This window comes from Salinibacterium sp. ZJ70, assembly GCF_011751865.2.
GTDB lineage: Bacteria > Actinomycetota > Actinomycetes > Actinomycetales > Microbacteriaceae > Homoserinibacter.
On the sequence record NZ_CP061770.1, the window covers coordinates 2,522,891 to 2,548,319 of the forward strand.

The 25,429-nt window shown below is 69.4% G+C and carries 28 protein-coding genes and 3 tRNA genes; 9 read left to right on the forward strand and 22 right to left on the reverse strand.

Features of this window, described 5'->3' with window-relative positions; all coding sequences use genetic code 11:
* Positions 1-89: 89 nt before the first annotated feature.
* The 3 genes from HCR12_RS11935 to HCR12_RS11945 all read right to left on the reverse strand — a co-directional run bounded on the left by HCR12_RS11935 (position 90) and on the right by HCR12_RS11945 (position 1,386).
* On the reverse strand, positions 90-239 hold the full coding sequence (locus tag HCR12_RS11935; RefSeq protein ID WP_224763469.1) for a hypothetical protein: 150 nt from the start codon (positions 237-239) through the stop codon (positions 90-92).
* A 140-nt stretch (positions 240-379) separates the two neighbouring features.
* Positions 380-955 carry a TetR/AcrR family transcriptional regulator gene (locus HCR12_RS11940; protein ID WP_166866716.1) on the reverse strand — a complete coding sequence of 192 codons (576 nt, stop codon included), beginning with the start codon at positions 953-955 and terminating at the stop codon, positions 380-382.
* Between the two features lie 65 nt (positions 956-1,020).
* Positions 1,021-1,386 (reverse strand): hypothetical protein, encoded by a 366-nt coding sequence (locus HCR12_RS11945; protein WP_224763470.1) that lies wholly within the window; start codon positions 1,384-1,386, stop codon positions 1,021-1,023.
* Positions 1,387-1,499: 113 nt separating this feature from the next.
* Between HCR12_RS11945 and HCR12_RS11950 the strand changes: the two genes are divergently transcribed.
* Both HCR12_RS11950 and HCR12_RS11955 read left to right on the forward strand, forming a co-directional pair.
* Positions 1,500-2,108 carry a hypothetical protein gene (locus HCR12_RS11950; RefSeq protein WP_166866718.1) on the forward strand — a complete coding sequence of 203 codons (609 nt, stop codon included), beginning with the start codon at positions 1,500-1,502 and terminating at the stop codon, positions 2,106-2,108.
* Between the two features lie 20 nt (positions 2,109-2,128).
* Positions 2,129-2,800, forward strand: a complete 672-nt coding sequence (locus HCR12_RS11955) for a DUF2510 domain-containing protein (RefSeq protein ID WP_166866720.1) — start codon at positions 2,129-2,131, stop codon at positions 2,798-2,800.
* Between the two features lie 17 nt (positions 2,801-2,817).
* Here HCR12_RS11955 and nhaA read toward each other — a convergent pair whose 3' ends face one another.
* From nhaA to HCR12_RS11990, 7 genes are all read right to left on the reverse strand, one after another.
* A complete protein-coding gene (gene nhaA, locus HCR12_RS11960; protein WP_224763472.1) occupies positions 2,818-4,092 on the reverse strand; it encodes a Na+/H+ antiporter NhaA in 1,275 nt (424 codons plus the stop codon).
* 219 nt (positions 4,093-4,311) lie between these two features.
* Positions 4,312-4,385, reverse strand: a tRNA-Met gene (locus tag HCR12_RS11965).
* Between the two features lie 41 nt (positions 4,386-4,426).
* Positions 4,427-4,498, reverse strand: a tRNA-Thr gene (locus tag HCR12_RS11970).
* A 65-nt stretch (positions 4,499-4,563) separates the two neighbouring features.
* On the reverse strand, positions 4,564-6,411 hold the full coding sequence (locus tag HCR12_RS11975) for a glycoside hydrolase family 13 protein (RefSeq protein WP_166866725.1): 1,848 nt from the start codon (positions 6,409-6,411) through the stop codon (positions 4,564-4,566).
* A gap of 42 nt (positions 6,412-6,453) precedes the next feature.
* Entirely contained in the window at positions 6,454-7,437 is a 984-nt protein-coding gene (locus HCR12_RS11980; protein ID WP_166866727.1) for a M23 family metallopeptidase, read from the reverse strand.
* Positions 7,438-7,754: 317 nt separating this feature from the next.
* Entirely contained in the window at positions 7,755-8,552 is a 798-nt protein-coding gene (locus HCR12_RS11985; protein WP_166866729.1) for an inositol monophosphatase family protein, read from the reverse strand.
* A gap of 80 nt (positions 8,553-8,632) precedes the next feature.
* A complete protein-coding gene (locus HCR12_RS11990) occupies positions 8,633-9,403 on the reverse strand; it encodes an IclR family transcriptional regulator (protein ID WP_166866731.1) in 771 nt (256 codons plus the stop codon).
* Positions 9,404-9,544: 141 nt separating this feature from the next.
* Between HCR12_RS11990 and HCR12_RS11995 the strand changes: the two genes are divergently transcribed.
* The 4 genes from HCR12_RS11995 (at position 9,545) to HCR12_RS12010 (ending at position 13,403) form a co-directional block, all read left to right on the forward strand.
* Complete coding sequence (locus HCR12_RS11995) at positions 9,545-10,486, forward strand: acetaldehyde dehydrogenase (acetylating) (RefSeq protein ID WP_166866733.1); 942 nt, start codon at positions 9,545-9,547, stop codon at positions 10,484-10,486.
* A gap of 3 nt (positions 10,487-10,489) precedes the next feature.
* The gene (gene dmpG, locus HCR12_RS12000; RefSeq protein WP_166866735.1) at positions 10,490-11,521 is read left to right on the forward strand and encodes a 4-hydroxy-2-oxovalerate aldolase; all 1,032 of its coding nucleotides are present in this window, start codon (positions 10,490-10,492) and stop codon (positions 11,519-11,521) included.
* Between the two features lie 54 nt (positions 11,522-11,575).
* Positions 11,576-12,901 carry an MFS transporter gene (locus HCR12_RS12005; RefSeq protein WP_224763474.1) on the forward strand — a complete coding sequence of 442 codons (1,326 nt, stop codon included), beginning with the start codon at positions 11,576-11,578 and terminating at the stop codon, positions 12,899-12,901.
* A 229-nt stretch (positions 12,902-13,130) separates the two neighbouring features.
* Positions 13,131-13,403, forward strand: a complete 273-nt coding sequence (locus tag HCR12_RS12010) for a hypothetical protein (protein WP_166866739.1) — start codon at positions 13,131-13,133, stop codon at positions 13,401-13,403.
* Positions 13,404-13,528: 125 nt separating this feature from the next.
* Here the strand turns inward: HCR12_RS12010 and HCR12_RS12015 are convergent, their stop codons facing one another.
* The 9 genes from HCR12_RS12015 to HCR12_RS12055 form a co-directional block, all read right to left on the reverse strand.
* A complete protein-coding gene (locus HCR12_RS12015; RefSeq protein WP_166866741.1) occupies positions 13,529-13,684 on the reverse strand; it encodes a hypothetical protein in 156 nt (51 codons plus the stop codon).
* Positions 13,681-15,231 carry an FAD-dependent oxidoreductase gene (locus HCR12_RS12020; protein ID WP_224763476.1) on the reverse strand — a complete coding sequence of 517 codons (1,551 nt, stop codon included), beginning with the start codon at positions 15,229-15,231 and terminating at the stop codon, positions 13,681-13,683. The genes HCR12_RS12015 and HCR12_RS12020 overlap by 4 nt, the downstream gene beginning before the upstream one ends.
* A gap of 110 nt (positions 15,232-15,341) precedes the next feature.
* The gene (locus HCR12_RS12025) at positions 15,342-16,181 is read right to left on the reverse strand and encodes an anti-sigma factor (protein ID WP_166866743.1); all 840 of its coding nucleotides are present in this window, start codon (positions 16,179-16,181) and stop codon (positions 15,342-15,344) included.
* Entirely contained in the window at positions 16,162-16,725 is a 564-nt protein-coding gene (locus HCR12_RS12030; protein WP_166867436.1) for an RNA polymerase sigma factor, read from the reverse strand. Before HCR12_RS12030 ends, HCR12_RS12025 begins: the two co-directional genes overlap by 20 nt.
* A complete protein-coding gene (locus tag HCR12_RS12035) occupies positions 16,725-17,345 on the reverse strand; it encodes a class F sortase (RefSeq protein ID WP_224763477.1) in 621 nt (206 codons plus the stop codon). Before HCR12_RS12035 ends, HCR12_RS12030 begins: the two co-directional genes overlap by 1 nt.
* Before the next feature lie 53 nt (positions 17,346-17,398).
* Positions 17,399-18,238, reverse strand: a complete 840-nt coding sequence (locus HCR12_RS12040; RefSeq protein WP_166866745.1) for a DUF4397 domain-containing protein — start codon at positions 18,236-18,238, stop codon at positions 17,399-17,401.
* 133 nt (positions 18,239-18,371) lie between these two features.
* Entirely contained in the window at positions 18,372-18,677 is a 306-nt protein-coding gene (locus HCR12_RS12045; protein WP_166866747.1) for a hypothetical protein, read from the reverse strand.
* A gap of 175 nt (positions 18,678-18,852) precedes the next feature.
* Positions 18,853-19,314 carry a hypothetical protein gene (locus HCR12_RS12050; RefSeq protein ID WP_166866749.1) on the reverse strand — a complete coding sequence of 154 codons (462 nt, stop codon included), beginning with the start codon at positions 19,312-19,314 and terminating at the stop codon, positions 18,853-18,855.
* 87 nt (positions 19,315-19,401) lie between these two features.
* Positions 19,402-19,486: transfer RNA gene (locus HCR12_RS12055), tRNA-Tyr, on the reverse strand.
* A 152-nt stretch (positions 19,487-19,638) separates the two neighbouring features.
* Here HCR12_RS12055 and HCR12_RS12060 point away from each other — a divergent pair.
* Positions 19,639-20,649, forward strand: a complete 1,011-nt coding sequence (locus HCR12_RS12060) for a LacI family DNA-binding transcriptional regulator (protein WP_166866752.1) — start codon at positions 19,639-19,641, stop codon at positions 20,647-20,649.
* A 94-nt stretch (positions 20,650-20,743) separates the two neighbouring features.
* Here the strand turns inward: HCR12_RS12060 and HCR12_RS12065 are convergent, their stop codons facing one another.
* Positions 20,744-21,556, reverse strand: coding sequence for a lytic murein transglycosylase (locus tag HCR12_RS12065; RefSeq protein ID WP_166866754.1), 813 nt, complete (start codon positions 21,554-21,556; stop codon positions 20,744-20,746).
* 22 nt (positions 21,557-21,578) lie between these two features.
* Here HCR12_RS12065 and HCR12_RS12070 point away from each other — a divergent pair, with 22 nt between their 5' ends.
* Both HCR12_RS12070 and cls read left to right on the forward strand, forming a co-directional pair.
* On the forward strand, positions 21,579-22,067 hold the full coding sequence (locus tag HCR12_RS12070) for a YajQ family cyclic di-GMP-binding protein (RefSeq protein WP_166866757.1): 489 nt from the start codon (positions 21,579-21,581) through the stop codon (positions 22,065-22,067).
* Positions 22,068-22,175: 108 nt separating this feature from the next.
* The gene (cls, locus tag HCR12_RS12075; protein WP_224763478.1) at positions 22,176-23,645 is read left to right on the forward strand and encodes a cardiolipin synthase; all 1,470 of its coding nucleotides are present in this window, start codon (positions 22,176-22,178) and stop codon (positions 23,643-23,645) included.
* A gap of 6 nt (positions 23,646-23,651) precedes the next feature.
* Here cls and HCR12_RS12080 read toward each other — a convergent pair whose 3' ends face one another.
* Positions 23,652-24,035, reverse strand: coding sequence for a hypothetical protein (locus HCR12_RS12080; protein ID WP_166866759.1), 384 nt, complete (start codon positions 24,033-24,035; stop codon positions 23,652-23,654).
* Positions 24,036-24,045: 10 nt separating this feature from the next.
* Positions 24,046-25,398, reverse strand: a complete 1,353-nt coding sequence (locus tag HCR12_RS12085) for an FAD-dependent oxidoreductase (protein WP_166866761.1) — start codon at positions 25,396-25,398, stop codon at positions 24,046-24,048.
* Positions 25,399-25,429 lie beyond the last annotated feature (31 nt).

Consider the following 25,429-nt stretch of genomic DNA (forward strand, 5'->3'; position numbering starts at 1 on the left):
AACGGGAATTCCACGCGTGTCATTCCCCTACATGTAGTGGTTCGGCGTGTCGCGCGAACTTTGTGGAAGTCAACCACGGACGACCGACATCAGCTGACGGAAACGACCTCCGTGAGGCGTCCGTCGACCATCTCGAGGATGCGGTCGCAGTGCTCGAGAACGTCGCGATCGTGAGTCACCATGACCACTGCGACGCCCAACTCGTGGGCGCGCTTCGCGAGAAGCTCAGTTATCGACACCAGTCGGCAACACCTCCAGCGGCCCACCCCTGCATGCGCGAACGCCGAGAACCCCCGAGGTGTCACTTTGTGCCGCCGCGGCCCCCTCCCAGGCGGCACGAACTGACACCTCACGGGCGAGGCGCGAGAGGACGCGCCTCTCAGGCGGAGATGCCGCCCACGAGCATCCGGTAGACGCTCGCCGCGATCTCGTCGGCGTCGGCGCCATGCTCGACGAACTGCATGCCCGACGACAGCACCCCCTGCGCCAGAAGCGCGGTGCGCCGCGGCTCCGCAACGCCCAGATCGGTCACGACGGTCACGAGCGGACGCATGATCGCGTCATGCAGGGCCATCATGTCCTCGTACTTGGTGGGGGCGAGTTCGGCCTGGCGCAGGATGCCCGCGAGCCGATGCGTTCCATCGCCCGTCATCCGCATCGTCGCGTCGACGAACACGCGCAGCTGCTCGAGCCCCGGCGCGACGCCGACGAGCGCGGCTTCGATCTCCTGGTCCCAGCGCTCCATCGCATCGATCGCCACCGCCACGAGCAGGTCGTCACGCGACGGGAAGTAGTCGTAGAAGCTCGACCGCGCGAGGCCAGCGCGCTCGGTCACCGCCCGCGCATTGACCGCGGCCACGCCGCCATCGAGAAGCAGCTCCTCAGCGGAACGAACAAGGGCAGCGCGCTGCGCTGCCCTGTGTTCCGCCACCGTGGGCGCGGAGATCTTCGGCACCAGACCATTATCGCCCGGCCTCCTGAGAGACCGGGCGATATGCGGATATCAGCGAGCTGGAGGCGTCAGGACTTCCACACCGTCGCGAGAAGGATGTTGACCACGGTGAGTCCGCCGATGAGCGGCAGCACCCATCCGGCGACGGTCTCCTTCTTGCGGTTGAGGAACGCGACCAGGATGATCGCGACCAGCACGAGCAGCTTCACGGTGATCTTGGCGTTGTTGGGCTCGAACCCGAGCGGGTAGGCCATGCCGACGAGGATCACACCGGTGAGCAGCATGGTCCACGCGCCGTGCATGATGGCAGGGAGCACGCGACCCTTGCCCGCGCGGATGTCCTTCATCTGGAACAGCACACCTCCGAGCAGGGCGACGATGCCGATGATGTGCAGTGCGAGGACGACGTTCTTGACGATCATCAGGGGTTCCATGCCGACCATGTTACCGACCCCTTGTCGGGAACGCTCCCAGGAGGGCGGCACCCCCGATCGGGCGACTGACCGAAGCGCGGCGAGATCGGTACTCTCTCGCGAGAGGAGGCACGGTGACCACGACCACCCCCGACGAGCTCGGGAGCGCGCCCGCGGCGGCGCCCGCATCCGTTCCGACGATGGCCGCCCCCTCCCCCGCGGGCATCCTCGTCGCCCCTCCGTCAGCCATGCGGGAGATGCACGCCCCGCACGTGCGACCGCCGATCGCGCCGGATGCGCGCACGACCACGCTGTGGGTGTGGATGATCGTGACGGTGCCGTGGGTGCTCTCCTCGACGATCTTCCTGTTCGATATCGACGCGGTCATCGATGCCCTCTGGGTGGGCGACGACGCGAGCGCGCTCGCCCACATCATCCTGCACCTCGGCATCATCACCGCGAGCTCGCTGACGACGATCGCGCTCGCGCTGCTCTTCGCGCACCGGGATGCGCGGCATCTGCGCTCGATCGGCGTCGTGCGCCCGTTCCCGTGGGGGTTCGCGGCCCTCGCGGGCCTCGTGTACCTGATCGGCCGCACGGTGGTGCTGCGCACCGTCGCTCGGCCGTCGGCGGCCCCGCTCGTGGTCTCGGCCGCGCTCTACCTCGCCTACTACGCCATCTTCGGGATCTGGGCTAGCGTCACCGTGGCGGCTGCGCTGCAGGCGATCTCGTCCACCCTCTGACCACCACTTCAAGGAGCGCCATGACCGACCCGACCGCGTCCGGATACGACGCCGCCCAGGCAGCTGCTCATCTGACCCAGCAGGCGACCGCAGCGCCCGGCTGGTACCCGGACGCCCAGGGGCAGCAGCGCTGGTGGGACGGCTACGCCTGGACGGACCATGTGGCTGGGCCCGCCGTGCCCGCGGCGGCGTTCGCGTACGGCACGCCGGCCCGCCCCGAGCTGCCCGCTGGCGTGCGCGTGAACACGGTCGCCATCTGGGTGGTGTCGATCGCGACATTCGCGTCGGTCATCCCCCTGTTCTTCTTCGACACGTCGGCGTTCCTCGACGACGCGATCCGCGCTGGCAGCAGCGGTTCCAGCTCGCTCAGCGGCGAGCTCGTGGGGCTGTATATCGCGGCGTACGGCCTGGCGTTCGCCGCCTACGCGGCGACCGTGGTGGCGGCGTACGTCGACTGGAAGCACCTGCTGGCTCTCGGCGCGGTGCGCCCCTTCCACTGGGCGTTCGCGTTCATCCCGTGGGCGCTCGTGTACCTCATCGGCCGCCACGTGGTGCTGCGCACGATGAGGGCGAGCGGCGGCGCGCCGCTGTGGACCCACGTGGCCCTCTACGCCGTGACGATCGTGGCGTCGTTCGTCTGGACGCTCGTCGTGACGATGCAGATGCTGAGCGCCATCCCCGGGTTGCGGTAAACCGGGCGCGCGTCGCGTCAGTCGTCGCGCGGTCCGCCGATCACCGACGTGTCGATGTCGGGAACGCCGTCCTCGTTCATGTCTGCCCGACGGACCCTGCGGGCATCCCAGCGCAGCATCGCGGCACCGAGGATCGCGGCCACCACCGAGGCGATGAGCACCGCGACCTTCGCGCCGCCGGTGTGCCCCGCGTCCGGGAAGGACAGCTCCGTGATGAGCAGCGACACCGTGAATCCGATGCCCGTGAGGAACCCGATGGGCAGCAGATCACGCAGACCGATGGCATCCGGCAGACGCAGCGGGGTGAGCTTGGTGACGATCGCGGTCGTCGCGAGCACACCCAGGAGCTTGCCGAGCACGAGCGCGACGATGATCGCGAGCACGACCGGCTGGGCGATCACGGATGCGGGGCCGTCTCCGTCGATGAGGCTCACCCCCGCCGAGAAGAACGCGAACAGCGGAAGCGCGATGCCGGATGAGGTGGGGCCGACCACGTCGGCGAAACGGTGCGTGCGGGTCTCGGCCTCGCCGTGCATGATCCGCGCCGGGACGGTGAAGCCGAGAAGCACACCCGCGATGGTGGCGTGCACACCGGAGGCGTGCATGAAGCCCCACGCGACGAGCGCGAGCGGCACGAGCAGCCACCAGCGGGGGCGGCGCATCCGCACGACGACCGCGAACAGCGCCACGAATCCGAGAGCCGCCGCAAGCGCCAGCAGATCGATCGTCGCCGTGTAGAAGACGGCGATCACGATGATCGCGAGCAGGTCGTCGACGACTGCGAGCGTCAGCAGGAAGGTGCGCAGCGCGCGCGGCAGCCCACGCCCGAAGATCGCGAGCACGGCGACCGCGAAGGCGATGTCGGTGGCGGTGGGGATGGCCCAGCCGGCGAGCGCTGTGGTGTCCCCGAAGGCCGTCACGATGATCACGAAGAAGATGGCGGGCACCGCCATGCCGCCCACCGCTGCGAGCACGGGCACCGCGGCCTCACGCGGCCTGCTGAGGCTGCCCGCGACGATCTCATGCTTGAGCTCGACACCCACCACGAAGAAGAAGATCGCGAGCAGGCCATCGGAGGCCCAGTGCGCGACGGTCAGATTCAGGTGCAGAGCCTCGGGGCCGAAGCTGAACGCTGAGACGTCCTGGTAGACCTGGCGCCACGGCGAGTTCGCCCACGCGAGAGCGAGCAGCGCGGCGCCGAGCAGCAGGAAGCCGCTCGTCGTCTCGAGCGTCACCCAGTTGCGCAGGCGGACGCGGCGGCTCGGCCGAGGGGTCGGGGCGGTGGGGTTCACGGGGCTGCTCATACTCACTCCAGGCGTCGGATGCCGCCGGCGGGTACGCCGACATCACCGTCGACCAGACTTCCCGACACGCCTCGACCAGAGTACCGCCGCGGGGCGCGTGCGACACGGGAACGCACGAATGTGCAGCGGATGCGGCGGTGCACCGCGCGGACACCCCGGGATGCAGAAAACCCCGCCTGGTGAGGGGCGGGGCGCAATCCGTTTCGGTAGCTGAGGCGGGATTCGAACCCGCGACCTCACGATTATGAGTCGTGCGCTCTCACCAACTGAGCTACTCAGCCGAACGTCCACCGGAGGGGGTGGAGCCCCTTCCGGCGAACAGAGCCCCGAGTCAGGATTGAACTGACGACCCCTTCCTTACCATGGAAGTGCTCTACCACTGAGCTATCGGGGCGCTCCGCGACTCACGCCGCGGGACTCAAAAATCGTACCACCCCCCAGAGGGTGCATTCGCACCGCTCACCACTCGGCGGAGTCGACCCCCGGAAGCCGCCAGACGAGGAACGCGGGGCCCTCGACCGCGACCTCGCCATCCGCCCACGTCGCGTCGCCGGCGAGCAGCTCCGCGTCATCCGGAAGCTCCGCGCCGAGCCGCGCTCGCGTCGCCGCGCGGGCCGCGAGCACCAGCAGGCACTCGTCTGCGGATTCGCGCACGAACGCGATCGCGTCGTCGTCGGCGAGCAGCCAGCGCAGACCCCCGTCGGCGAGCGCAGGATGCTCCCTCTTCAGGGCGACCATCCGGCGGTAGAGCTCCATCGTCTCGCCCGCATCCGCGACGCGGTCCCACGGGATGGGGGTGCGCGCGTGCTCGCCGTCGACCGCCGTGAGCCCGAACTCGTCTCCTGCCCACACGACCGGGATGCCGGGCATCGTCATCTCGAGCCCCACCGCCACCGGGAGCACGCCGTCGCGCGCCGAGGTGAGGAAGCGCGGGGTGTCGTGGGTGTCGAGCGCGTTCATGAGGTGCTGGCGCACTCGCCACGGGAAGGCGGCCACCATCTCGCGATGCTGCGCCACCACATCCGCGGCCGTGTAGTCGACGGTGCGGCCGAGCGTCATCCCGAGCCCGCCGCCTGCAGGGCTGCCCGGCACCGAGAGCCAATTCCACACCGGACGCGTGAAGTTCGCGTAGGTCATGGCGCCGTGCCACGAATCGCCCTGGAAGTCGGAGAAGCTCGCGTCGTTCGTCGACTCCCCCACGAGCAGCGTGTCGGGGTTCACCTCCACCATGGTGCGCCGGATGGTGGTGCGCACCTCCTCGTTGAGGTCGCGGTCGCGGTAGCGGCCCGTCATGTTGGCGACGTCGATGCGCCAGCCGTCGAGCGAGAACGGCGGGCGCAGGAAGCGGCCGACCACCGAGTCCGGACCCTCGATGAAGCGCCGCCGGAGCTCGGCGGAGCTCCAGTCGAACTTCGGCAGGCTCGCGTGCCCGAGCCACGAGACGTAGTCGGTCTGCTGCTCGTCGAGCCACAGGTAGAAGTCGCTCTCGGGTGCATCCGGGTTGCCGAGCGCCGCCCGGAACCACTCGTGGGCGTCTCCCGAATGGTTGGTCGTGAGGTCGCCGATCACCTTGAGTCCGCGCGCATGGGCCTCCTCGACGAGACGAACGAGCGCCTCGTCGCCCCCGAGCAGCGGATCCACGTGATCGAACGAGAGCGCGTCGTAGCGGTGGTTGGAGCGCGCCGGGAAGACGGGCGTCAGATACAGCAGCGTGACGCCGAGGTCGACGAGGTGGTCGAGGTGCTCGCGCACGCCGTCGAGGTCGCCGCCGTAGAGCTGGCGCGGGGTGGACGGCCCGACGTACACGACCTCGTCGCCCCACTCGGCGGGCTCCGCCCACTCGGGCAGCTCGCGCTCATCCGCGGCCGCCGAGCGCGCGAAACGGTCGGGGAACACCTGATACATGACGGCCTCGCGCGCCCACGCCGGGGGCGCCGGATACGTCACCAGGCGGAAGTCGTCGACGTCACGGGTCTCCGTGGTCGAGAGCCCCTTCGCCGACAGCCACCATGTCGACCCCGCCGCATCCTCGAGCAGAAAGCGGTACCCGTGCACCGGGTTCTCGACCGCGAACTCCGCCTGCCACCACTCCGCGGCGTCATCCGCGTGCACGAGGCGCGCGTCGGCGTAGGAGGGCTCGCGATCCGGGTTCGAGCGCACACGCGCTTGGCGCAGAGCACCGAACGCGTACGGCACCCGCAGACGCACCGAGACGCGCTCACCGAGCTGCGGCTCCTGCGTCGAGACGAACAGCGGGGAGCCATCGTGGTGCGGCTGGGCGGCGAGGGGCGGGAGGACGCGCGTCATGCAGCAACGCTAGTCGGCGCGCACCCGGCAGTCAGGCTGGTGTCAGCCCGCGTTCTCCTTGAGCCACGTGTACGGGTTCACGTAGGAGCCGTTCACCTTGATCTCGAGGTGCAGGTGCGCGCCCGTCGCCTGGCCGGTCGCGCCGACGAGGCCCAGGAAGTCGCCCACCTTGATGGTGTCGCCGAGCTCGACGGGCGAGGAGTCCCACTGCATGTGGGCGTAGCTCGAGGTGACCGTCTGACCGTTGACCTTGTGCTCGATGGTGAGGTTGTTGCCCCAGCTGCCGCCGCGAGGCTCGCGACGGATGACGACGCCGTCGGCGATCGCGTAGATCGGGGCGCCGGCACCGGGCGTCAGGTCGATGGCGTTGTGCGTGGTCGAGCAGCCACGGCAGGGTGCGGCGCGCTCGCCGTAGCCGGACGAGATCGGCACGTAGTACGGGAACGGCCAGCGAACCGTGCCGCCCGCTCCGACCGAGTAGGTGTAGCTGCCGCGGGTGCCGTAGCGGTCGCGCAGCTGGTCGGCCCACGACTTCACCTCGAAGCTGTCGCGTTCGACGAGGATCGGGGCGATGTCCTCGCTGACCTCGATCTTCTGCCCCTGCACCTCGATGGCCGACGCGAGCATCGACGTGTCGCCCGCCTCTGAGACGGTGAACACGTCGAGGGCGTTGGCGGGGAGCGTGGTGCCGACGAGCAGCCCGCCGGCGAAGAGCATCGCGGTTCCCGAGAGGAGCTTCGACGTGACGCCGCCGCGCACGCTGCGCGACGCGACGACGGTGCGGGTGTCGACGGATCCGCGCGTGCGGCGGCGCGCGGTGAAACGGCTGCGACGGGGTGCCGCGTGGGCGTCGTCGGGGTGGGATGCGGCGGACGCCGGCGCCGCGGGGGCGGCGTAGGCCGCCTGCGGGGGAACGCTGAAGGATGCGGAGGTGGGCGCGGACGCGGACGCCGCCATCGGAGGCATCGAGACGGGCGCCGACGACGCGGCACCGCCTCCGAGCATCCCGGCCGCACTCGAGGGCATCACGAATGCGGTTCCAGCGGAGAAAGGTGCTCCAGCGGAGAAAGGAGTCTCAGCGGTGACAGGCGGGGTCGAGAGCGCTCCGCGCTCCCGCTCTCGGAGTTCGCGTCGTGATGTCGCCGGGGGGAGCGAGTGATCGTTGTCCGTCACAGGTCCCAGGCCGACGCACACGGCGCAGTGAAGGGCGCGATTCGGGTCATGCGCTTCTCCTTCGCAGCGTGTTCAGTGCCGGTGGGTCGACGCCGAGACGGTGATCTCAACGAGGGGGTACTTCTGATGTTATCGAACCGATATAGGCCCGGCCACCCTCGAGCCTGGGATTACGCTCCGAGCCGCACCAGCAGCGGTTCGAGCTCCGCAACCATCTGGGGGTGCCCGGCGAGGAGGAATTCACTGTCCGCTCGCGCGTCGCCGAGCCCCTTCACGACCGCCCCCGCCTCTTCCGCGATGAGCGCACCCGCGGCGTGATCCCAGGGGCTGAGGGTGCGTTCGAAGTAGGCATTCACCCGCCCCGATGCCACCGCGGCGAGATCGAGCGACGCCGCGCCCGCACGGCGGATGTCACGCACGCGGGTGATGAGCTGGGCGAACGCGGCACCCTGACGTTCGCGGGTCTCGACCGCGTAGGCGAAGCCCGTCGCGACGAGCGCGAGCTCGAGCGGGGTCGGATCCGCGACCCGGATGGGTCGCCCGTCGAGGTGCGCCCCGGCTCCGCGAGACGCCGTGAACACCTCGCCCGATGCCGGGTTGACGACCACGCCCGCGAGCGCTGTCCAGGTGAGCGGGTCGCCATCGCCGTCGACGGCCGCGATGCTCACGCCGTAGTGCGGGATGCCGTAGAGGTAGTTGACGGTGCCATCGATGGGATCCACGACCCACGTGATGCCGCTCGAGCCGCCGGTCGTGCCGCCCTCCTCGCCGAGGATCGCGTCATCCGGCCGCGCCTCGGCGAGACGTGCCCGCACGAGCTCCTCGACTTCGCGGTCGGCCGCCGTGACCACGTCGACGATGCTCGACTTGGTGGCAGCGACCTCGACGCCCTCACGGCGACGCTGGGCAGCCAGCTCACCTGCGTCGACGGCGATGCTGCGAGCGATCTCGAGGAGTTCCGTGCTCATGGGCCCAGCCTCCCACGATGCCCCTCCCTGGGCTCCTGCGAATCGCGCCGGAGTGCGGATGCGCGATGCGGTGGAACGCGTCAGCGCGCGCGGTATCCGAGCTGGGCGGAGAGCTCGCCAGCGGCCTCGGTGGCGAGGGCGATCCAGTGCTCGTCGGGGTGCTGCGCCCAGCGCGCGAGCGGCACGGAGATGCTGATCGCGGCGGCGACGGATGCATCGGCGGCACGCACGGGCGCGGCGACGCAGCGCATGTCGGCGGCGGATTCCTCGACCTCGAACGCCACGCCGCCGCGGTCCCGTGTCTCATCGAGGTGCCGCTCGAGTTCGTCGAGTGTGCGGATGCTGCGCGGCGTGAGCGCGGGAAGGCTGTCGGGGTCGGGGTAGAGGGCACGCACGGTCTCGCGCGGGAGGGATGCGAGGAGCGCCTTGCCGAGGCCGGTGACGTGCGCGGGCAGGCGCTGGCCGATGCTCGAGGGCAGGCGCAGGGTGTCGCGGCCTTCGACCTTGGCGAGGTAGAGAACGTCGGATCCTTCGCGTACGGCGACGCTCACGGTCTCGCCGCTGCGTTCGGCGAGGGCGCGTGCGGCGGAGCTCGCGGCGCCCAGCAGGTCGAACTGCGCCGAGTAGGCGTTGCCGAGGTGCAGCACTTTGACGCCGAGGCGGTACCCGCCGGTGCGTGGGTCGCGCACGAGATACTCGCGCTCGACGAGCGTGGCGAGCAGCTCGTGGATGCTCGTGCGGGGGAAGCCGGTGCGCGCGCCGATCTCGGCGGCGGTGAGCTCGGCCGGGCCGTCGACGAACAGTTCGAGGATGTCGAACGTGCGCATCACAGCGGGGGTCAGTCGGGCCACACACCTATGTATAGGCGGTTTCGGGGCCCCAACCAAACGGCACCAAGTTGACACATCAGTGGAATGGGTGTTCTATATCCCGTGCCGTCGTCGATATTTCGAACGGCTTCCGTTATTTCGCACACAAGGAGGTGGCTTCGGATGACACGCACCCGCGCGGCCATCATCGGCTCCGGCAACATCGGCACGGACCTGCTCATCAAGATCCTCCGCGGCTCCGACATCCTCGAAGCCGCGGCCATGGTGGGCATCGACCCCGCCTCCGACGGACTCGCCCGCGCAGCCCGACTCGGCGTGACCGCGATCGCCACCGGCGTCGACGGCCTCATCGCGCACGAGGTGTTCGACTCCATCGACATCGTCTTCGACGCCACGAGCGCCGGCGCCCACATCTCCAACGCCGCGAAGCTGCGCGCCGCGAAGCCCGGCATCCGTCTCATCGACCTGACGCCCGCCGCCATCGGCCCGTACTGCGTGCCCGTCGTCAACCTCGAGGAGAACCTCGACGCCGAGAACGTCAACATGGTCACCTGCGGCGGCCAGGCCACCATCCCGATCGTCGCCGCCGTCTCGGCGGTCACGAGCGTCGCCTACGCCGAGATCGTCGCCTCCATCTCGTCGAAGTCCGCGGGCCCCGGCACGCGCGCCAACATCGACGAATTCACCGAGACCACCTCGGCAGCGCTCCGCAGCGTCGGAGGCGCCGCCGCGAGCAAGGCGATCATCATCCTCAACCCCGCCGAGCCGCCCGTCATGATGCGCGACACCGTCTACGTGCTCTCGGCGCCCGCCGACCGCACCGCGATCGAGACCTCGATCACCGAGATGGTCGAGCGCGTGAACTCCTATGTGCCCGGCTACCGCCTCAAGCAGAAGGTGCAGTTCGAGGACATCACCGAGCCCGTGAACGTACCCGGGCACGGAGCCTTCACCGGCCTCAAGACATCCGTCTTCCTCGAGGTCGAGGGCGCCGCCCACTACCTCCCCGCATACGCCGGGAACCTCGACATCATGACCTCGGCCGCCCTGCGCACCGCCGAGACGATCGCGACCCGCTCACTGCGGGCGCAGGAGGTGGCATAAGCCGTGTTCGACCCCACGACCGACAAGCTCTACATCTCGGACGTCACCCTGCGTGACGGCAGCCACGCCGTGCGCCACCAGTACACCCTCGACAACGTGCGCGACATCGTCTCCGCGCTCGATGCGGCAGGCGTCGACTCCGTCGAGGTCGCCCACGGCGACGGCCTCAACGGCTCGAGCGTCAACTACGGATTCGGACGCCACTCCGACGTCGAGCTCATCGAAGCGGCGGCCGAGGTCGCGACGCGCATCTCGATCGCCACCCTCCTGCTGCCGGGTGTCGGCACCATCCACGACCTCCAGCGCGCCGCGTCCGCCGGCGTCAGCTATGTGCGCGTCGCCACCCACTGCACCGAGGCCGACACCTCGGCGCAGCACATCGCCACCGCGCGCGAGCTCGGCCTCAACACCACGGGCTTCCTCATGATGAGCGCCATGGCGACCCCCGCGAAGCTCGCCGAGCAGGCGAAGCTCATGGAGGGATACGGCGCCCAGTGCATCTACGTCGTCGACTCCTCCGGTGCGCAGACGATGGACGACGTGACCGATCGCGTGACCGCTCTGCGCGACGTGCTGAACCCCGAGACCGAGATCGGCATCCACGCGCACCACAACCTGTCGCTCGGCGTCGCCAACTCGGTCGCCGCCGTGCGCGCGGGTGCCAACCGCGTCGACGCCAGCCTCACGGGCATGGGCGCCGGCGCCGGCAACGCGCCCCTCGAGGTCTTCATCGCCGTCGCCGACAAGCTCGGCTGGAATCACGGCACCGACCTCTACGCACTCATGGACGCCGCCGACGAGATCGTGCGCCCCCTGCAGGTGCGCCCCGTGCAGGTGGACCGCGAGACCCTCTCGCTCGGATACGCGGGGGTCTACTCCTCGTTCCTCCTGCACGCAGAACGTGCGGCCGCCACCTACGGCGTGCCCGCCCACGAGATCCTCCTCGAGGTCGGACGGCGTCGTCTGGTCGGCGGCCAGGAGGACCTCATCGTCGACGTGGCTCTCGACCTCCTCGCGCAGCGAGAAGGGGCCTGAGATGACCCCCGACTACCCATTCAACGAAGAGAGGCAGTAGCGATAATGACCCAGGTGATCCCCCCGACTCCGGCAACGGAGACACCTGAACCCAGCGCCCTCGTCCCGGCGTCCGAGCGACGCCGTGCGCTCGCAGGATCCGCCGTCGGATCCGCGATCGAATGGTACGACTTCTTCCTCTACGGGACGATGTCGGCACTCGTCTTCGGCCCGCTGTTCTTCCAGTCGGATGACCCGACCCTCAGCACGATGCTCGCCATGGCGGCGTTCGCGCTGTCGTTCCTCATCCGCCCCATCGGCGGCATCCTGTTCAGCCACATGGGCGACAGGATCGGCCGCAAGAAGACCCTCGTCGTGACGCTGACGCTCATGGGCGCCTCGACGGTGCTCATCGGTCTGCTGCCCACGTATGCGGTGGTCGGCATCTGGGCACCCATCATGCTCACCCTGCTGCGTCTCGTGCAGGGCCTGGCTCTCGGCGGCGAGTGGGGTGGTGGGCTGCTGCTCGCCGTCGAGTACTCCCCGCGCAAGCAGCGCGGACTCTGGGGTGCGGTGCCGCAGACGGGCGCCCTCCTCGGCCTCGCGCTCGGCAATCTCGCCGCGACCGCGAGCCTCGAGATCTTCCCCGAGGATGCGTTCCTCACGATCGGATGGCGCATCCCGTTCGTGATCTCGATCGTGTTGCTCGCGGTGGGCCTCTGGATCCGTCACGCGGTCGATGAGACCCCGTCGTTCCGGAAGGTTCAGGCCGAGCGCGCGACCGCCAAGGTGCCGCTCGCGCTCGTCCTGCGCCGCAACTGGCGCCAGGTGATCATCGTCATCCTCGCGAAGTTCATCGAGACGGCGACCTTCTTCCTCTTCGCCACCTTCTCGGTCTCCTACGCCGTCAACTCGCTCGGCTACGACCGCGTCGAGGCGCTCAACGCCGTCCTCATCGCGGCAGTGCTCGCGATCCCGGTGATGCTGTTCTGGGGCCGTGTGTCGGATCGCATCGGCCGCAAGAAGGTCTTCATCGGCGGTGCGATCGCCGTGGCGCTCTACGCATACCCGTTCCTGTGGATGATGAACCAGCAGAGCTTCGGCTGGCTGCTCGCAGCGCTCGTGATCGGCTTCTCGATCATCTGGGCGAGCTACGGATCGGTGCTCGGCACGTTCTTCGCCGAGTCGTTCCCCGCGGATGTGCGCTACACGGGAGCCTCGCTCGGCTACCAGGTGGGTGCCGCGATCGCGGGCGGCCCGGTGCCGCTCATCGCCACGGCGATCGTCGCCGACGGCAACCAGTACGCGGGCGTCGCCGTGCTCATCGCGGCGTGCGCCATCATCTCGATCGTCGCTGTGCTGTTCGCGAAGGATCGCTCGGGCCAGCAGCTCGACGACTGAGGTCGCGCGCTCCCCGAAACCCCTCATCCCCCCGACCCTGCAGGGGCTCGCTGCAACCCGCGAGCCCCTGCAGGTGTGTCCGGGCACCGTCAACCCCCGCGCGCTCAGCGCGTGCGCGCCGTACCGTGGCGGAACACCAGCGGATGGAGGTTGGCATGTCCACGCCCTCAGATTCTGGGCGCGTCGAGCGCTCCCCTGATGCACCGAGCCCGGCGCACGCGTGCACCGGGTGACCGGCCGCGCTAGGGCGCGCTGGCTCATCCCCGGGGGCCTCCTCGCCGCGATCCTCATCGTGATGTTCGTCGCGACGACGTCGATCGACGCGCCTGTCGCATCCGTGGGGATCGTCATCACAGCGATCTGGTTCACCGCCATGGTCGTGACAGGGCTCGCAACGGGGGTGCCGCGGGCCCACTCCCGGCTGCAGTTCGGCATCATGCTCTCGATGGCGCTCGTGGGGGCGGCGCTGCTCTACGTCATCTTCCTCGGCGCGGGGCGCTGACCCTCGCCTCCGGCACCCCTCGCCTCCGGGACCCCTCGCCTCCGGGACCCCCGAGAATCGTGCGAGATTGTCGATATCGGGGTGCTGAAACGACCATCTCGCACGATTCTCAAGGGGCGGCGGAGTCAGTCGGCGTCGGGCGCCTGCGGGATGCCGCGCGAGGCCTCGTCCACGTCGTGATCGGATTCGTCGAGTCCGTTCATCGAGTCGTCGAGCTGCCCCTTCATGCCCTGGGGGTCGTCGTCGCTCGGGCCGGCCTTCTGGTTGTCATCGGTGCTCATGGTGTCTCCTTGCTCTCGTGATGCGGTTCGGTTTCGATGGGTTCGAGGTCGCGCACGGCAGGCCCTTCGAGCACGGTGCCCTCGCTGCTGAAGCGGGAGCCATGCAGCGGACAGTCCCAGGTGCGCTCGACGTCGTTCCAGCCGAGCACGCCGCCCATGTGCGTACAGACGCCCGAGAGGCGACACGTGACGCCGTCGACGGTCGACTCCACGATGGGACGCAGGCCCCGGCTCAGCACGCGTCCCTCGCCCTCGGCGGGCACGCCGTCGCTCGAGGCGATCTCAGCCTGAACCCACCCGGAGGCCAGCTCGCTCGCCACCTCGGCGCCGTCGCGCACCAGGTTCCAGGCGGCCGTCCACCCGCGGGCTCCGCGCGCGAGAACCTCCGACCAGGCGGGCGTCGAGCCGAGGAGCTCGCCGCAGATGCGAAGTGCCGAGGCGACGGCGTTCGTCATGCCCCACTTGTTGAAGCCCGTCGCCGCGAAGATGCGGTCGCCGCCGCGGGGCAGCTCGCCCGCGAACGGCACCGTGTCGGGAGTGCGGTAGTCCTGGGCTGCCCACAGCAGCTCGCGGCGAGCGCCCGGCCACTGCTCGGCCGTCCACGCATCCATCTCGGCGACGAGACGACTCGTGCGCTCCTCACGGCCGGTCACGTGCGCGCCCCCGCCCACGACGAGAAGCGGTGTGCCGTCCGGTCCGGGGTCGACGCGCAGCGAGTACCCCGCACTGTCGACACCGAGGTGCATCCCCGTGGGCAGGGCGGTCTCGTCGGAAACCCGGTACGCCCCCACGAACGAGCGCGAGGGCTTGAGCTTGGCGAAATAGAAGCCGCGGTCGAGGATCGGATACCCGGTGGCGAGAACGAGGCGATCGGCGACGACGGAGCCGCGGGTCGTCTCGATGCGCACGACATTGCCGTCGACCTCGGCCCCCGTCACCCGGCAGCGCTCGATGATGCGGGCACCCGCCACAGTCGCCTGGCGAGTGAGCTCGCCGAGCACGCGCATCGGCTGCAGCTGAGCCTGCCCGTCGAGCAGCAGCGCCGAGCGCACCGGAAACGGGAGCCCTTCGATGCGCTCCCCCGTCTGCGCGACGCGCGGCACGATGCCCGCGAGCGCGAGCGCGGCGAACTCCTCCTCGAGAGTCTCCATGCCGTGGTCGGTGAGCGAATAGGCCGTCGACACGGCCTCGTGCGCGCAGCCCGGAGCGTCGCCCGTGACAGCGAGCAGCCAATCCTGGGCGGCTCGCTGCGCGTCCGCGTAGGCGCGCACCGTGTCGTCATCCGTCGCGGAGCGCATCTCCGAGTACACGGAGCCCTGCACGAGGCTGAGCTTGCCGGTGGTGTTGCCCGTCGCCACGGCTCCGACCGTGCGCGCCTCGATCACGACGACATGCGCACCCGCGTGCGCGAGCATCCGCGCGAGGCTGAGCCCCGTGAGCCCCGCCCCCGCGATCACCACATCCGCATACCCGGGGGGCGACTCATCGGGCACGACGATCGGGAGCGCGGTGCGCATCCAGAGAGACGGGCTCGTCGAAGGGCTCATGCCGGGAGCGTAAGTGCGCGAGTGCCTGCCGCTCACGGGGGTTGCGGGCGACCCCGCGGGCGGCTACACCTGATAGCCAGCCCGCGGGGCGGCCTCACCCTCCCACCCGGTCAGGCTGGTGAGAGCTCTCCGCGCACGATCGAGTCGCCCGAGTGCCCCGGATCCCCGTCGAAGTGCTCCTGGGAGATGTCGACGAGGGTGAAGCGCGAGAGGTCGACATCGGCGGGGATCACGAACGTGCCGTGGGTGCCGTCGAGCATCCCGAGACTCACGAGCGCGTCGCCCTCAGAGGAGATGAGCCAGAGCTCGCGGTAGGCGTCACCGTCGTCAGGGAGCGGGGCGTCGAGATCGACCTCGACGACGCGCGCCCCATCCGGCAGCTCCTCGACGGTCGCCGACGCCGTGGCGTCGGGCCAGTCGGGGAACGCGTCGAGCGTCGCCGAGGCCAGCACCGTCGCGGGCACGGGGCGCGTCGCCCACCACACACCACCCGCGACCGCGAAGACGAGCGCCGCGGCGGCCGCGGCGAGCGGCACCCACAGTCGGCGTCGCAGCGGCGTGACGCGCGCACCGGGCGACTCCGAGTTCTCGGTCGTCGCACCGGATGCGGGGTCGCTATCGTCATCGGCGTCGGCGTCGGCGCCGGCGTCGGCCTCGGCTTCCGCCTCCGCCTCCGCCTCCGCCTCCGCCTCTGCCTCTGCCTCTGCCTCTGCCTCTGCTTCCGCCTCTGCCTCTGCGATGTCGCGCTGGATCGCCGCCCACACGCGCGGCGACGGCACGAGCAGCTCGCCCGCGTCGATCGTCGAACGCCCCACCACCGCCGCGCGACGCAGGATCATGACCTCGGCGCGGCACTCATCGCACGTCGCGAGGTGCTCGGCGTCGCGGCTGTCATCGGCCGCCTCCCCGAGAGCGAGGAGGGCGAGCACGTCAGGATCGATGTGGTTCACGACTCACCTCCAATCGGGTTCGCATTCTCTGAAGACTTCGGCGGATGTGGCTCTTGACGGTACCCAACGGCATGTCGAGCCTCTCGGCGATCTCGTGGTGCGTCAGGTCATCGAAGAACGCCATCCGGATCACGGCCTGCGCATCCGGGTCGAGCTGCGCGATCTGGTCGGCCACGAGCAGGCTGTCGGCGAGGTCGACGGGTTCGCTCACCCAGTCACTCGGCGCGGATGCCGCCTCGAGCTGCTCGCGCAGGCGACGGATGCGGGCGCGAGCCTCGTGCGCATCCGCGATCTTGTTCTTCGCGATGCCCACGAGCCACGCCGAGAGGGAGCGGTCGGCGTGGAAGCCGCTGCGGCCGGTCCACGCGGCGACGAATGTCTTCTGTGTGACATCCTCGGCGTCGCCGACGTCGCCGAGCGAGCGCACCGCGAGAGTGTAGATGAGGGACGACCAGCGCAGGTACGCGCGTTCGAGAGCGCGGTCGCCGCCGGCCACGAAGTCGCGGGCGATGAGGTCGTCGTCGTCGGGGGTCTCGATGTGCATCACGAGTCCATGGGAACGGCGATCACAACCACGTTGTCGCTGTAGCGGAACGCATTCGCGTCGAAGGTTCCGCCGCACGTGATGAGGGCGAGGCGAGGAGCACCGTCGCGATCGAAGAGGTCGTCGACGGGGAGCTCGGCCTTGCCGACGCTCCACACGGATTCGACCCGGTAGGCGACGGTGCCGCCGTCGGCGACCACGACATCGATGCGTTCGCCCACCGGAAGGTTCTTGAGCTCGGCGAACGGGCCGAGCCCGTAGCGCGCCGAGTCGACGTGCGCTGCGACCACCACGGTGCCCGTCTCGCTGCGGGGATCGGACCCGAAGCGATACCAGCCGGCGGTCGTCGGCGTCTCGGGCAGCTCCATCGTGCCGTCTTCGAAGAGGTCCACCGGCACAACATCCACCCCCACCCCGAGAGACGGGATGGTGACCGCGACCGGCGGAACCGGCTCACGCGGGGCCGAGAGCTCGCCGCTCACGATGGGGATATCGGGAGCGACTGCCGTGGGCGTGGGCGTGGGCGAGGGCGCCGGAGATGCGGGCTGCTCGGCCGGAGTGGTCGAGCAGCCCGCGAGAAGCGCCGCGGCGGCGGCCATCAGGATGATGCGCACGTTCACGGTGCTCCTCTCCCTCGGTTGGGTCTGTCAGCGTTGTCGGATGCGGGGTGCCGTCACTCGGCGGCGGCGCGTGCGGCGCGCATCCGCACAGCCACGAGCGCGAGCGCTCCGAGCAGGGCGACGAGCGCCACCGATCCGGCGATGCCGGCGTTCGGGTCGGCGTCGGCCGCGAAGCCAGCGGTTCCCGAGCGCACACCGTCAGGCGCAGAGTGCAGTCCCGAGATCGACTGCGTGATGAGCTGCAGGTCGTCCTCCGGTCCCACCGCGTAGACGATGAGGTTGGTGCCCTCGACGATCGAGACGGACGCGGGCTCACCCGACGCCGGGATCACGAGCGGGGTCGTGGTTCCTGCGCCCGCGACTCCGGCGGTGATGGTGCCCGCGGGGAGCAGCGTGGAGGCCTGGTCGCCGTTGGCGACGTCGTCGAACGCGATCGCGCCGTTCGCGACGATCGCGACCTCACCTGCCTGCGCGGCGTGACGCACCGTGAGGCGGCCCTGGCCTGCGGGGATCGTCGAGATGTCGTTCACGTAGACGCCGAGGGTGGGGTCACCCTCTGCGTTGTACTGGGCGACGAGCGAGACGCTCTGGTTCGCCGGCACGGATGCCGCGGGCACGTCGATCGCGGGGGTGGCCGTGGCGGGATCGTCGTTCGCCGTGAACACCTGAATCTTGTAGTCGCCCTGGGGCAGGTCGAGGGGTCCAGCGACGGTGCCGAAGGTGAAGTCCTCGAGCGTGAGGGCGTCGTTCACGTACACGTCGACGGTGAGCCCTGGGATGCCGTGCACGACGTACACGTCAGAGCTCGTGGGCGAGATCGCGTAGACGGGTGCGACGGCAGCTGCCGCAGCGAGGGAGCCGGCCGCGAGACCGGCGAGAAGCTTGTACCGCATGATGTCCTCCAGGTTCCAGGCGGGGATCGCCTGTCATGGAGTACTTCTCCCCGGACGCCCCCGACGGATGCATCCGCATCGAATTTTCTTCCTGCGGGTTTCCTGAGTGCCCCCGCCGATCCCGGAAGCTGGCTCAGCCTGCGCCGGTGGTCTCGGGGTCGGCGTCATCCACCGGATCCAGCACGGGGCCGTCGTGGAGCGCCTGCGTCGCCGCTGTCTCATTCGCGAAACCGGACTCGGTCTGCGGCTGCGACGCGACCTTGCCCGTGTCCGAGACCTCGACATCCGCCTGGTCGTAGTCGCTCGGATCGAGGGTCGGCTCCGCCGCCTCACCCTGCACCGCGTCCCCATGGGTCGTGCGGTCGTCATGGCCGCCGAGGGTCTGGGAGGCGAAGGCCTCATCCATCGTGTCGTTCTCGTGTTCGTCGTGGTTTGTCATACCCCCACCTTCCGCGCGCGAGCCCTTGTGCGCACGGGGATTGACCTTCGCCCGGATGCGACCTAGGCGACGCATCGTCCGCCCTGCCGTGGGCGCCTACGCGCGCGATCGACCATCCGGAGGAATCTGCTCGTCCGGCCGTCGCGGAACAGAGGATCGCGCCGGATCGGCGTCTCTATGCGCGTTCGAGCGTGGTCTCGTGCTCGCGACGCTCAGCGCGGACGATCAGCGCCTCGGAGGCGATCGCCGCGATGATCCCGGCGACGACCCCCACCGCGCCGAACACTCCGAACCCGGCCCAGCCGTCGAAGAAGGCGCCGTCGACGACGCCGAGGCCCATCCAGAGCAGCGCGGCACCGCACGCCGCGCCGATGACCACCGTTCGCCGGAACAGATCGTTGCGGCGCGACGACGAGCGGGTCAGGAGTACGGCGAGCGCAGCACCTGCCGCGGCCGCGGCCGCGGTCGCGAGACCGAGGGCGGTGCCCAATGCGACCGAGTACGCGAGCGCGCCCCATCCGCCCTGATCCTGGAACCGGCCCAGCATGCCGAGGCAGAACACGAGGCCGATCGCGCCGCCGATCGCCGCACCCACCGGGAGGGCTGCGGCGAGAGCGCGTCGGCTGCGTGTCCACACAGCCCCAGTCTGGCGAGGAGGCGGTTCCGTGGCCAGGGACCTCACCCCGATACGCGAGAAGCCCCGCCGAGGCGGGGCTTCGTTCGTTGGTGGCGAGTGAGGGATTCGAACCCCCGAATGCAATGCAGTCTGATTTACAGTCAGATCCCTTTGGCCGCTTGGGTAACTCGCCAGGTGCACGCCCGACTCGTGTAATCACCAACCGAATGTGCTGGATCAAGGATACAAGCTCCCGGAGCCAGGTTTGACCACTTTCGGCCCCAGATCGGGCCGGAATCCACACGATCGATAGGATCGGCGCAGACTCAGCCGATCGGAGGACGCGTGCCCGGCATCCACGAGGTCGCCCAGCTTGCGGGCGTCTCCGCCGCGACGGTGTCGCGCGCGCTCTCGGGGCGCGGCTCGGTGTCGGCCGCGACGAAGGCCCGCGTGGTCGCCGCAGCCGACGAGCTCGGCTATGTCGTCTCGTCGAGCGCATCCGGTCTCGCCACCGGGCGCACGCGCAACGTGGGCGTCGTCATCCCGTTCCTCAACCGCTGGTTCTACGGAGCCGTCGTCGAGGGCGCCGAGTCGGCGCTGCTGGAGCGCGGCTACGACCTCACGCTCTACAACCTGGGCGGCAGCGACGAAGAGCGCCGACTCGTGTTCGAGCACTTCCTGCTGCGCAAGCGCGTGGATGCCGTGATCGCCGTCTCGCTCGAACTCACCGAGGGCGAGGTCAAGCGTCTCCTCGACATGAAGAAGCCCATCGTGGGCGTCGGCGGTCCGCTGCCGGGCGTGCGCACCCTCAGCATCGACGATGTGCGGCTCGGCGAGCTCGCCACCGAGCACCTCATCTCGCTCGGCCACACCGACATCGCCCACATCGGCGGCGATGAGCTCGACCTCGACTTCCACCTGCCCACCAACCGGCGACACGGCTACGAGAACGCGATGCATCGCGCAGGACTCTCCACCCCCGACCACCGCTTCCACCCGGCCGACTTCACCCTCCAGGGTGGTTACACAGCCGCGAAGCAGCTGCTCGGCAACCCGCAGACGCGTCCGACGGCGATCTTCGCCGCATCCGACGAGATGGCGATCGGCGCGATCCTCGCCGCCAAGGATCTGGGGATGCACGTGCCGGGCGACGTCTCGATCATCGGCATCGACGACCACCAGCTGGCCGAGTTCTTCGGTCTCACGACGATCGCGCAGTTCCCCGATATGCAGGGACGGATGGCGGTGGAGGTGCTCATGGACGAGCTCGAGCCGCAGCACGCGACCCCCGCGAGCCTCAACATCGAGCTGCCCTACGAGTTCGTGATCCGCAGCAGCACCGCCCGCCGCGCCTGACCAGCACCCACCCCCGGCGAATCGTGCATGTTGGTCGATTCAGGGGCCCGGAATCGACGATCTCGCACGATTCTCGGGATGCCGGGCCCCGGCGTCAGGGGGTGGGCGTCGGCGTGGGAGTCGGCGACGCCCCGTGGAGCGCCTCAGCGGCTTCCGCGGCGTAGGCGCGCGCGTACTTCGCGACGGTGCCCAGGTACACCTCGGGGACGTTGTAGGCGCGCACTCCCGCGCGCCAGCCGTCCTCGGTGTCGAAGTCGCTGCTGGCGCGGCACAGGTAGTTGGCCGCTGCAAGCGCCGCGTCGTCGATGTTCTGCGGATCGGCGACGCCGTCGGCGTTGCCGTCGACGGTCCAGTTGCGCCACGTCTGCGGGATCATCTGCAGCGGCCCCACTGCTCGGTCGAGCTCCGGATCCCCGTCGATCTCGCCGCCATCGCTGTCGGGGATGAGAGCGACGCCGTTCCCGTCGAGGGCGACGCCGTAGATGGGGGGCGTCACGCGCCCGTCGTCGCCGATCGAGGATCCGCCGTGGCGGCCGTGGTCGCTCTCGACTGCCCCGATCGCCGCGAGAGTCGCCCAGTCGAGGCGGCAGTCGGGCCGGTGGTCCTCCTTGATGATCGTCGCGCCCGCGTAGGCGGCGAGCGCGCGCCGCGGGATGCCGGTCGCCTCCGAGACGGTGTCGAGCCAGGCGGGGTCGGCGAGCCCGACGACGGACACCCCGTCGTAGGGCTGCATCGCGCGCGGGGCCTGACCCGCGGGCGGCGCCCACGTGGGGAGCGGATCCGGCGTGGGCTCGGTCGGCGTCGGCGTGCTGCGGGGCGCGAGAAACCAGATGATCGCCGCGGCGAGCACGCCGAGAGAGGCGAGGACGGAGACGACCACGAGCACAGTTCGACGGACAGGCGACACCCCTAACGCCTACCATGTCCACATGGCAGATTCTTCTTTCGACATCGTCAGCAAGGTCGACCCGATGGAGACCCAGAACGCGCTGAGCCAGGCCCAGAAGGAGATCGCCCAGCGCTACGACTTCAAGAACGTGGGTGCCTCGATCGAGTTCTCGGGCGAGAAGATCCTCATGAAGGCGAACTCGGAGGACCGCGTCAAGGCGGTGCTCGACGTCTTCGAGCAGAAGCTCATCAAGCGCGGCGTCTCGCTGCGTTCGCTCGACGCGGGCGAGCCGTTCCCCTCGGGCAAGGAGTACCGCATCGAGGCGAAGATCAAGGAGGGCATCTCGAGCGAGGACGCCAAGAAGATCTCCAAGATCATCCGCGACGAGGGCCCGAAGGGCGTGAAGTCGCAGATCCAGGGCGACGAGCTGCGCGTGCAGTCGAAGAGCCGCGACGACCTCCAGGCCGTCATCGCGATGCTCAAGGGCAAGGATCTGGATGTCGCCCTGCAGTTCATCAACTTCCGCTGACCTTCGCGGTCTGACAGACGGCTCGCACCTTCGGGTGCGGGCCGTCTGTCGTCGTGGCGGCGCTCGCGCCTCCGGACGGCGAACGACAACTGCTGACAGACTGTGACGGTGTCGAGTGAGCTGACTGCGTGGCTGAGCCTCGCGATCGTCATCCTGCTCGTGGCTGTCGACCTTGCGATCCGCATCGCGGCGCTCATCATCGTTCCCCGCAACCGCCGCCCGCAGACGGCGATGGCCTGGCTGCTGGCGATCTTCTTCGTGCCGTACGCGGGCCTCGTGTTCTTCCTCATCTTCGGCAGCGCCCGGCTCCCTCGCCGACGCCGGCGCAAGCAGCGCGAGATCAACGCCTACATCCGCGACGCGACCGAAGGCTCCGTGCTGGTGCACGACGAGAACTCCTGGCCCGACTGGCTCCCGGCGATCACCGAGCTCAACCGCAGCCTCACATCGGTGCCGATGGCGAGCGGCAACAGTGCGCGGATGTGGCACGACAATCAGGAAGCGCTCGACGCGATGATCGCCGACATCCGCGCCGCGCGTCGCATCGTCAACGTCGAGTTCTACATCCTGTCGCTCGATGAGACGACGGAGCCGTTCTTCGACGCCCTCGCCGAGGTGCGGGCACGCGGGGTGAAGGTGCGGGTGCTGCTGGATCACCTGGGCAACCTGCAGTACCCCGGATACCGCCGCACGAAGAAGCGTCTGGATGCGATCGGCGTCGAGTGGCACCTCATGCTGCCGTTCCTGCCCCTGCACGGCCGTCTGCGGCGCCCCGACCTGCGCAACCACCGCAAGATCGTCATCATCGACGGCGAGATCGCGTACACGGGCTCGCTCAACATCATCGAAGAGTCCTACCAGAAGCGGAAGAACCGCCGACGGGGGCTCCGCTGGAAGGATTACTGGGCCCGGTTCGAGGGGCCCGTCGTCGCGGCACTCGACGCGATCTTCGCGACCGACTGGTATTCCGAGACGGATGAGCTCATCGTGCGCGAGGTCGAATCCGCGATGCGCCCCGGCACGGGAGACCTCGACTGCCAGGTCGTGCCGAGCGGCCCCGGCTTCCCCGGCGAGAACAACCTGCGCCTGCTCAACTCGCTCGTGTACTCGGCGAAGCGACGCATCGTGCTCGTGAGCCCGTACTTCGTGCCCGACGATTCGATGCTGTACGCGGTGACCACGGCGGCGCAGTCGGGCGTCGAGGTGGAGCTGTTCGTCTCCGAGATCGGGGATCAGTTCTTCGTCTATCACGCGCAGCGCAGCTACTACGAGCAGCTGCTGAGGGCGGGCGTGAAGATCTACCTGTACCCCGCACCGACGGTGCTGCACGCGAAGCACATGACGTTCGACGGCGAGGTCGCGGTCATCGGGTCGAGCAACATGGACATGCGCTCGTTCACCCTCAACCTGGAGGTCTCGGTGCTCGTGCACGGCGACTCGTTCCTGCGCGAACTGAAGAAGATCGAGGACGAGTATCGCGCCGTGAGCCGGCCGCTCTCACTTGACGAGTGGGAGAAGCGCCCCGCGCGCATCGCGATCCTCGACAACGTCCTCCGCCTGACAGCCGCCCTGCAGTAGTTCGCGTCAGTCGACGACGTCGACGGTCGTGCGGTCGTCGCCGTACACGAACTCGACCCGTTCGGGGGTGTCGTCGATGTCGAGCTCGAAGATCGCGGGCACCAGGTCGTTGGTGCAGATCTCCTGGTCGGTCGGCATGCCGATCGTCACGACGAGCAGATCACCGTCGGCGTCGAGGCTCGTCGGGGTGGGCGGGCACGTGGAACTGCCCGACATCCCCACGTGCAGATCTCCGTCGACGACGAACGCCCACGGCCCGTAGGGCTGCTGCATCGTCGCGTCATCGGGGATCGCGACATCGACCTTCGTGCCGACGCTGCTGGACGCACATCCGAGGAGCGCGACGGCCAGGGCCGCCACGACACTCCCCGCGCGGAGTGCGCGACTCATGCGACCAGTGTCACACCTCGCCGCGACTCACCGCCACCATCTCTTCGCGCGGGACCACCTTGATGCGCGCGCGACCCTCAGGCTCGCCGAGCGAGATCTCGTACTGGTCGAGGCGGTGCCAGCCGTCGAGGTCGGTGTACTTCACGCCGCGCTCGTCGAGCATCCGCACCACGGCGGCCTCGTCGGGCTCGGCGGGCGTCCACCACGACGCCTGGCCGTTGACCAGGTGCGAGATGGTCTCCATCGCGTCCGACTTGGTGTGGCCGATGAGCCCCACCGGTCCGCGCTTGATCCAGCCGGTCGCGTAGACGCCCGGCACCACGTTGTTGTGGTTGTCGAGCACCTGACCCTCGTGGTTGGGGATCACGCCGTGGTCCTTGTCGAACGGGATGCCGTCGAGCGGCGATCCGAAGTAGCCGATCGCGCGGTACACGGCCTGCACAGGGATCTCACGGATCTCGCCCGTGCCGCGCACGCCGCCTTCGCCGTCCGGCTCGGTGCGCTCGTAGCGGTAGCCGGTGACCTTGCCGTCTTCTCCCAGGATCTCGATGGGCTTGGCGTAGAAGTGCAGGTGCAGGCGTCGCGACGCCTGACCGACCTCGCGCTGACGCCACTGCGAGAGCACCTTGTCGATCACGAAGACCTGCTTGTTGGATTCGATCGCGGCCTTCGAGGCCGGGTCGTAGTCGAAGTCCTCGTCGTGGACGATCATGTCGACGTCGCGCAGCTCCCCGAGCTCGCGCAGCTCGAGCGGGGTGAACTTCACCTGCATCGGGCCACGGCGTCCGAACACGTGCACGTCGGTGACGGGCGAGGCCTTGAGCCCCTCGTACACGTTCGCCGGGATCTCGGTGGGGAGCAGGTCCTCCGGGTGCTTCACGAGCATGCGGGCCACATCGAGCGCGACGTTGCCGTTGCCGAGCACCGCGATCGACTGCGCCTCGAGCGGCCACTCGCGCGGCACATCCGGGTGCCCGTCGAACCAGCTCACGAAGTCGGCGGCGCCGTAGCTGCCCTCGAGCTCGACACCGGGGATATCGAGCTCGGCGTCGCGCACGGCACCCGTGGCGAAGATGACCGCGTGATAGTGGTGCTTCAGGTCGTCGAGGGTGATGTCGGTGCCGTAGCGCACGTTGCCGAAGATGCGGATGTCGCCGCGGTCGAGCACGTCACGCAGCGCGTTGATGATGCCCTTGATGCGCGGGTGGTCCGGAGCGACGCCGTAGCGGACGAGTCCGTACGGGGCAGGAAGCTGATCGAACAGGTCGATCGAGACCTCGAAGGCGCGCTCGTGCTTGAGCAGGATGTCGGCGGCGTAGATGCCGGCAGGCCCGGCGCCCACAATGGCGAGGCGGAGCTTCATGGGAGGTCCTTCCTGGGCGCGGGTGCGCCGG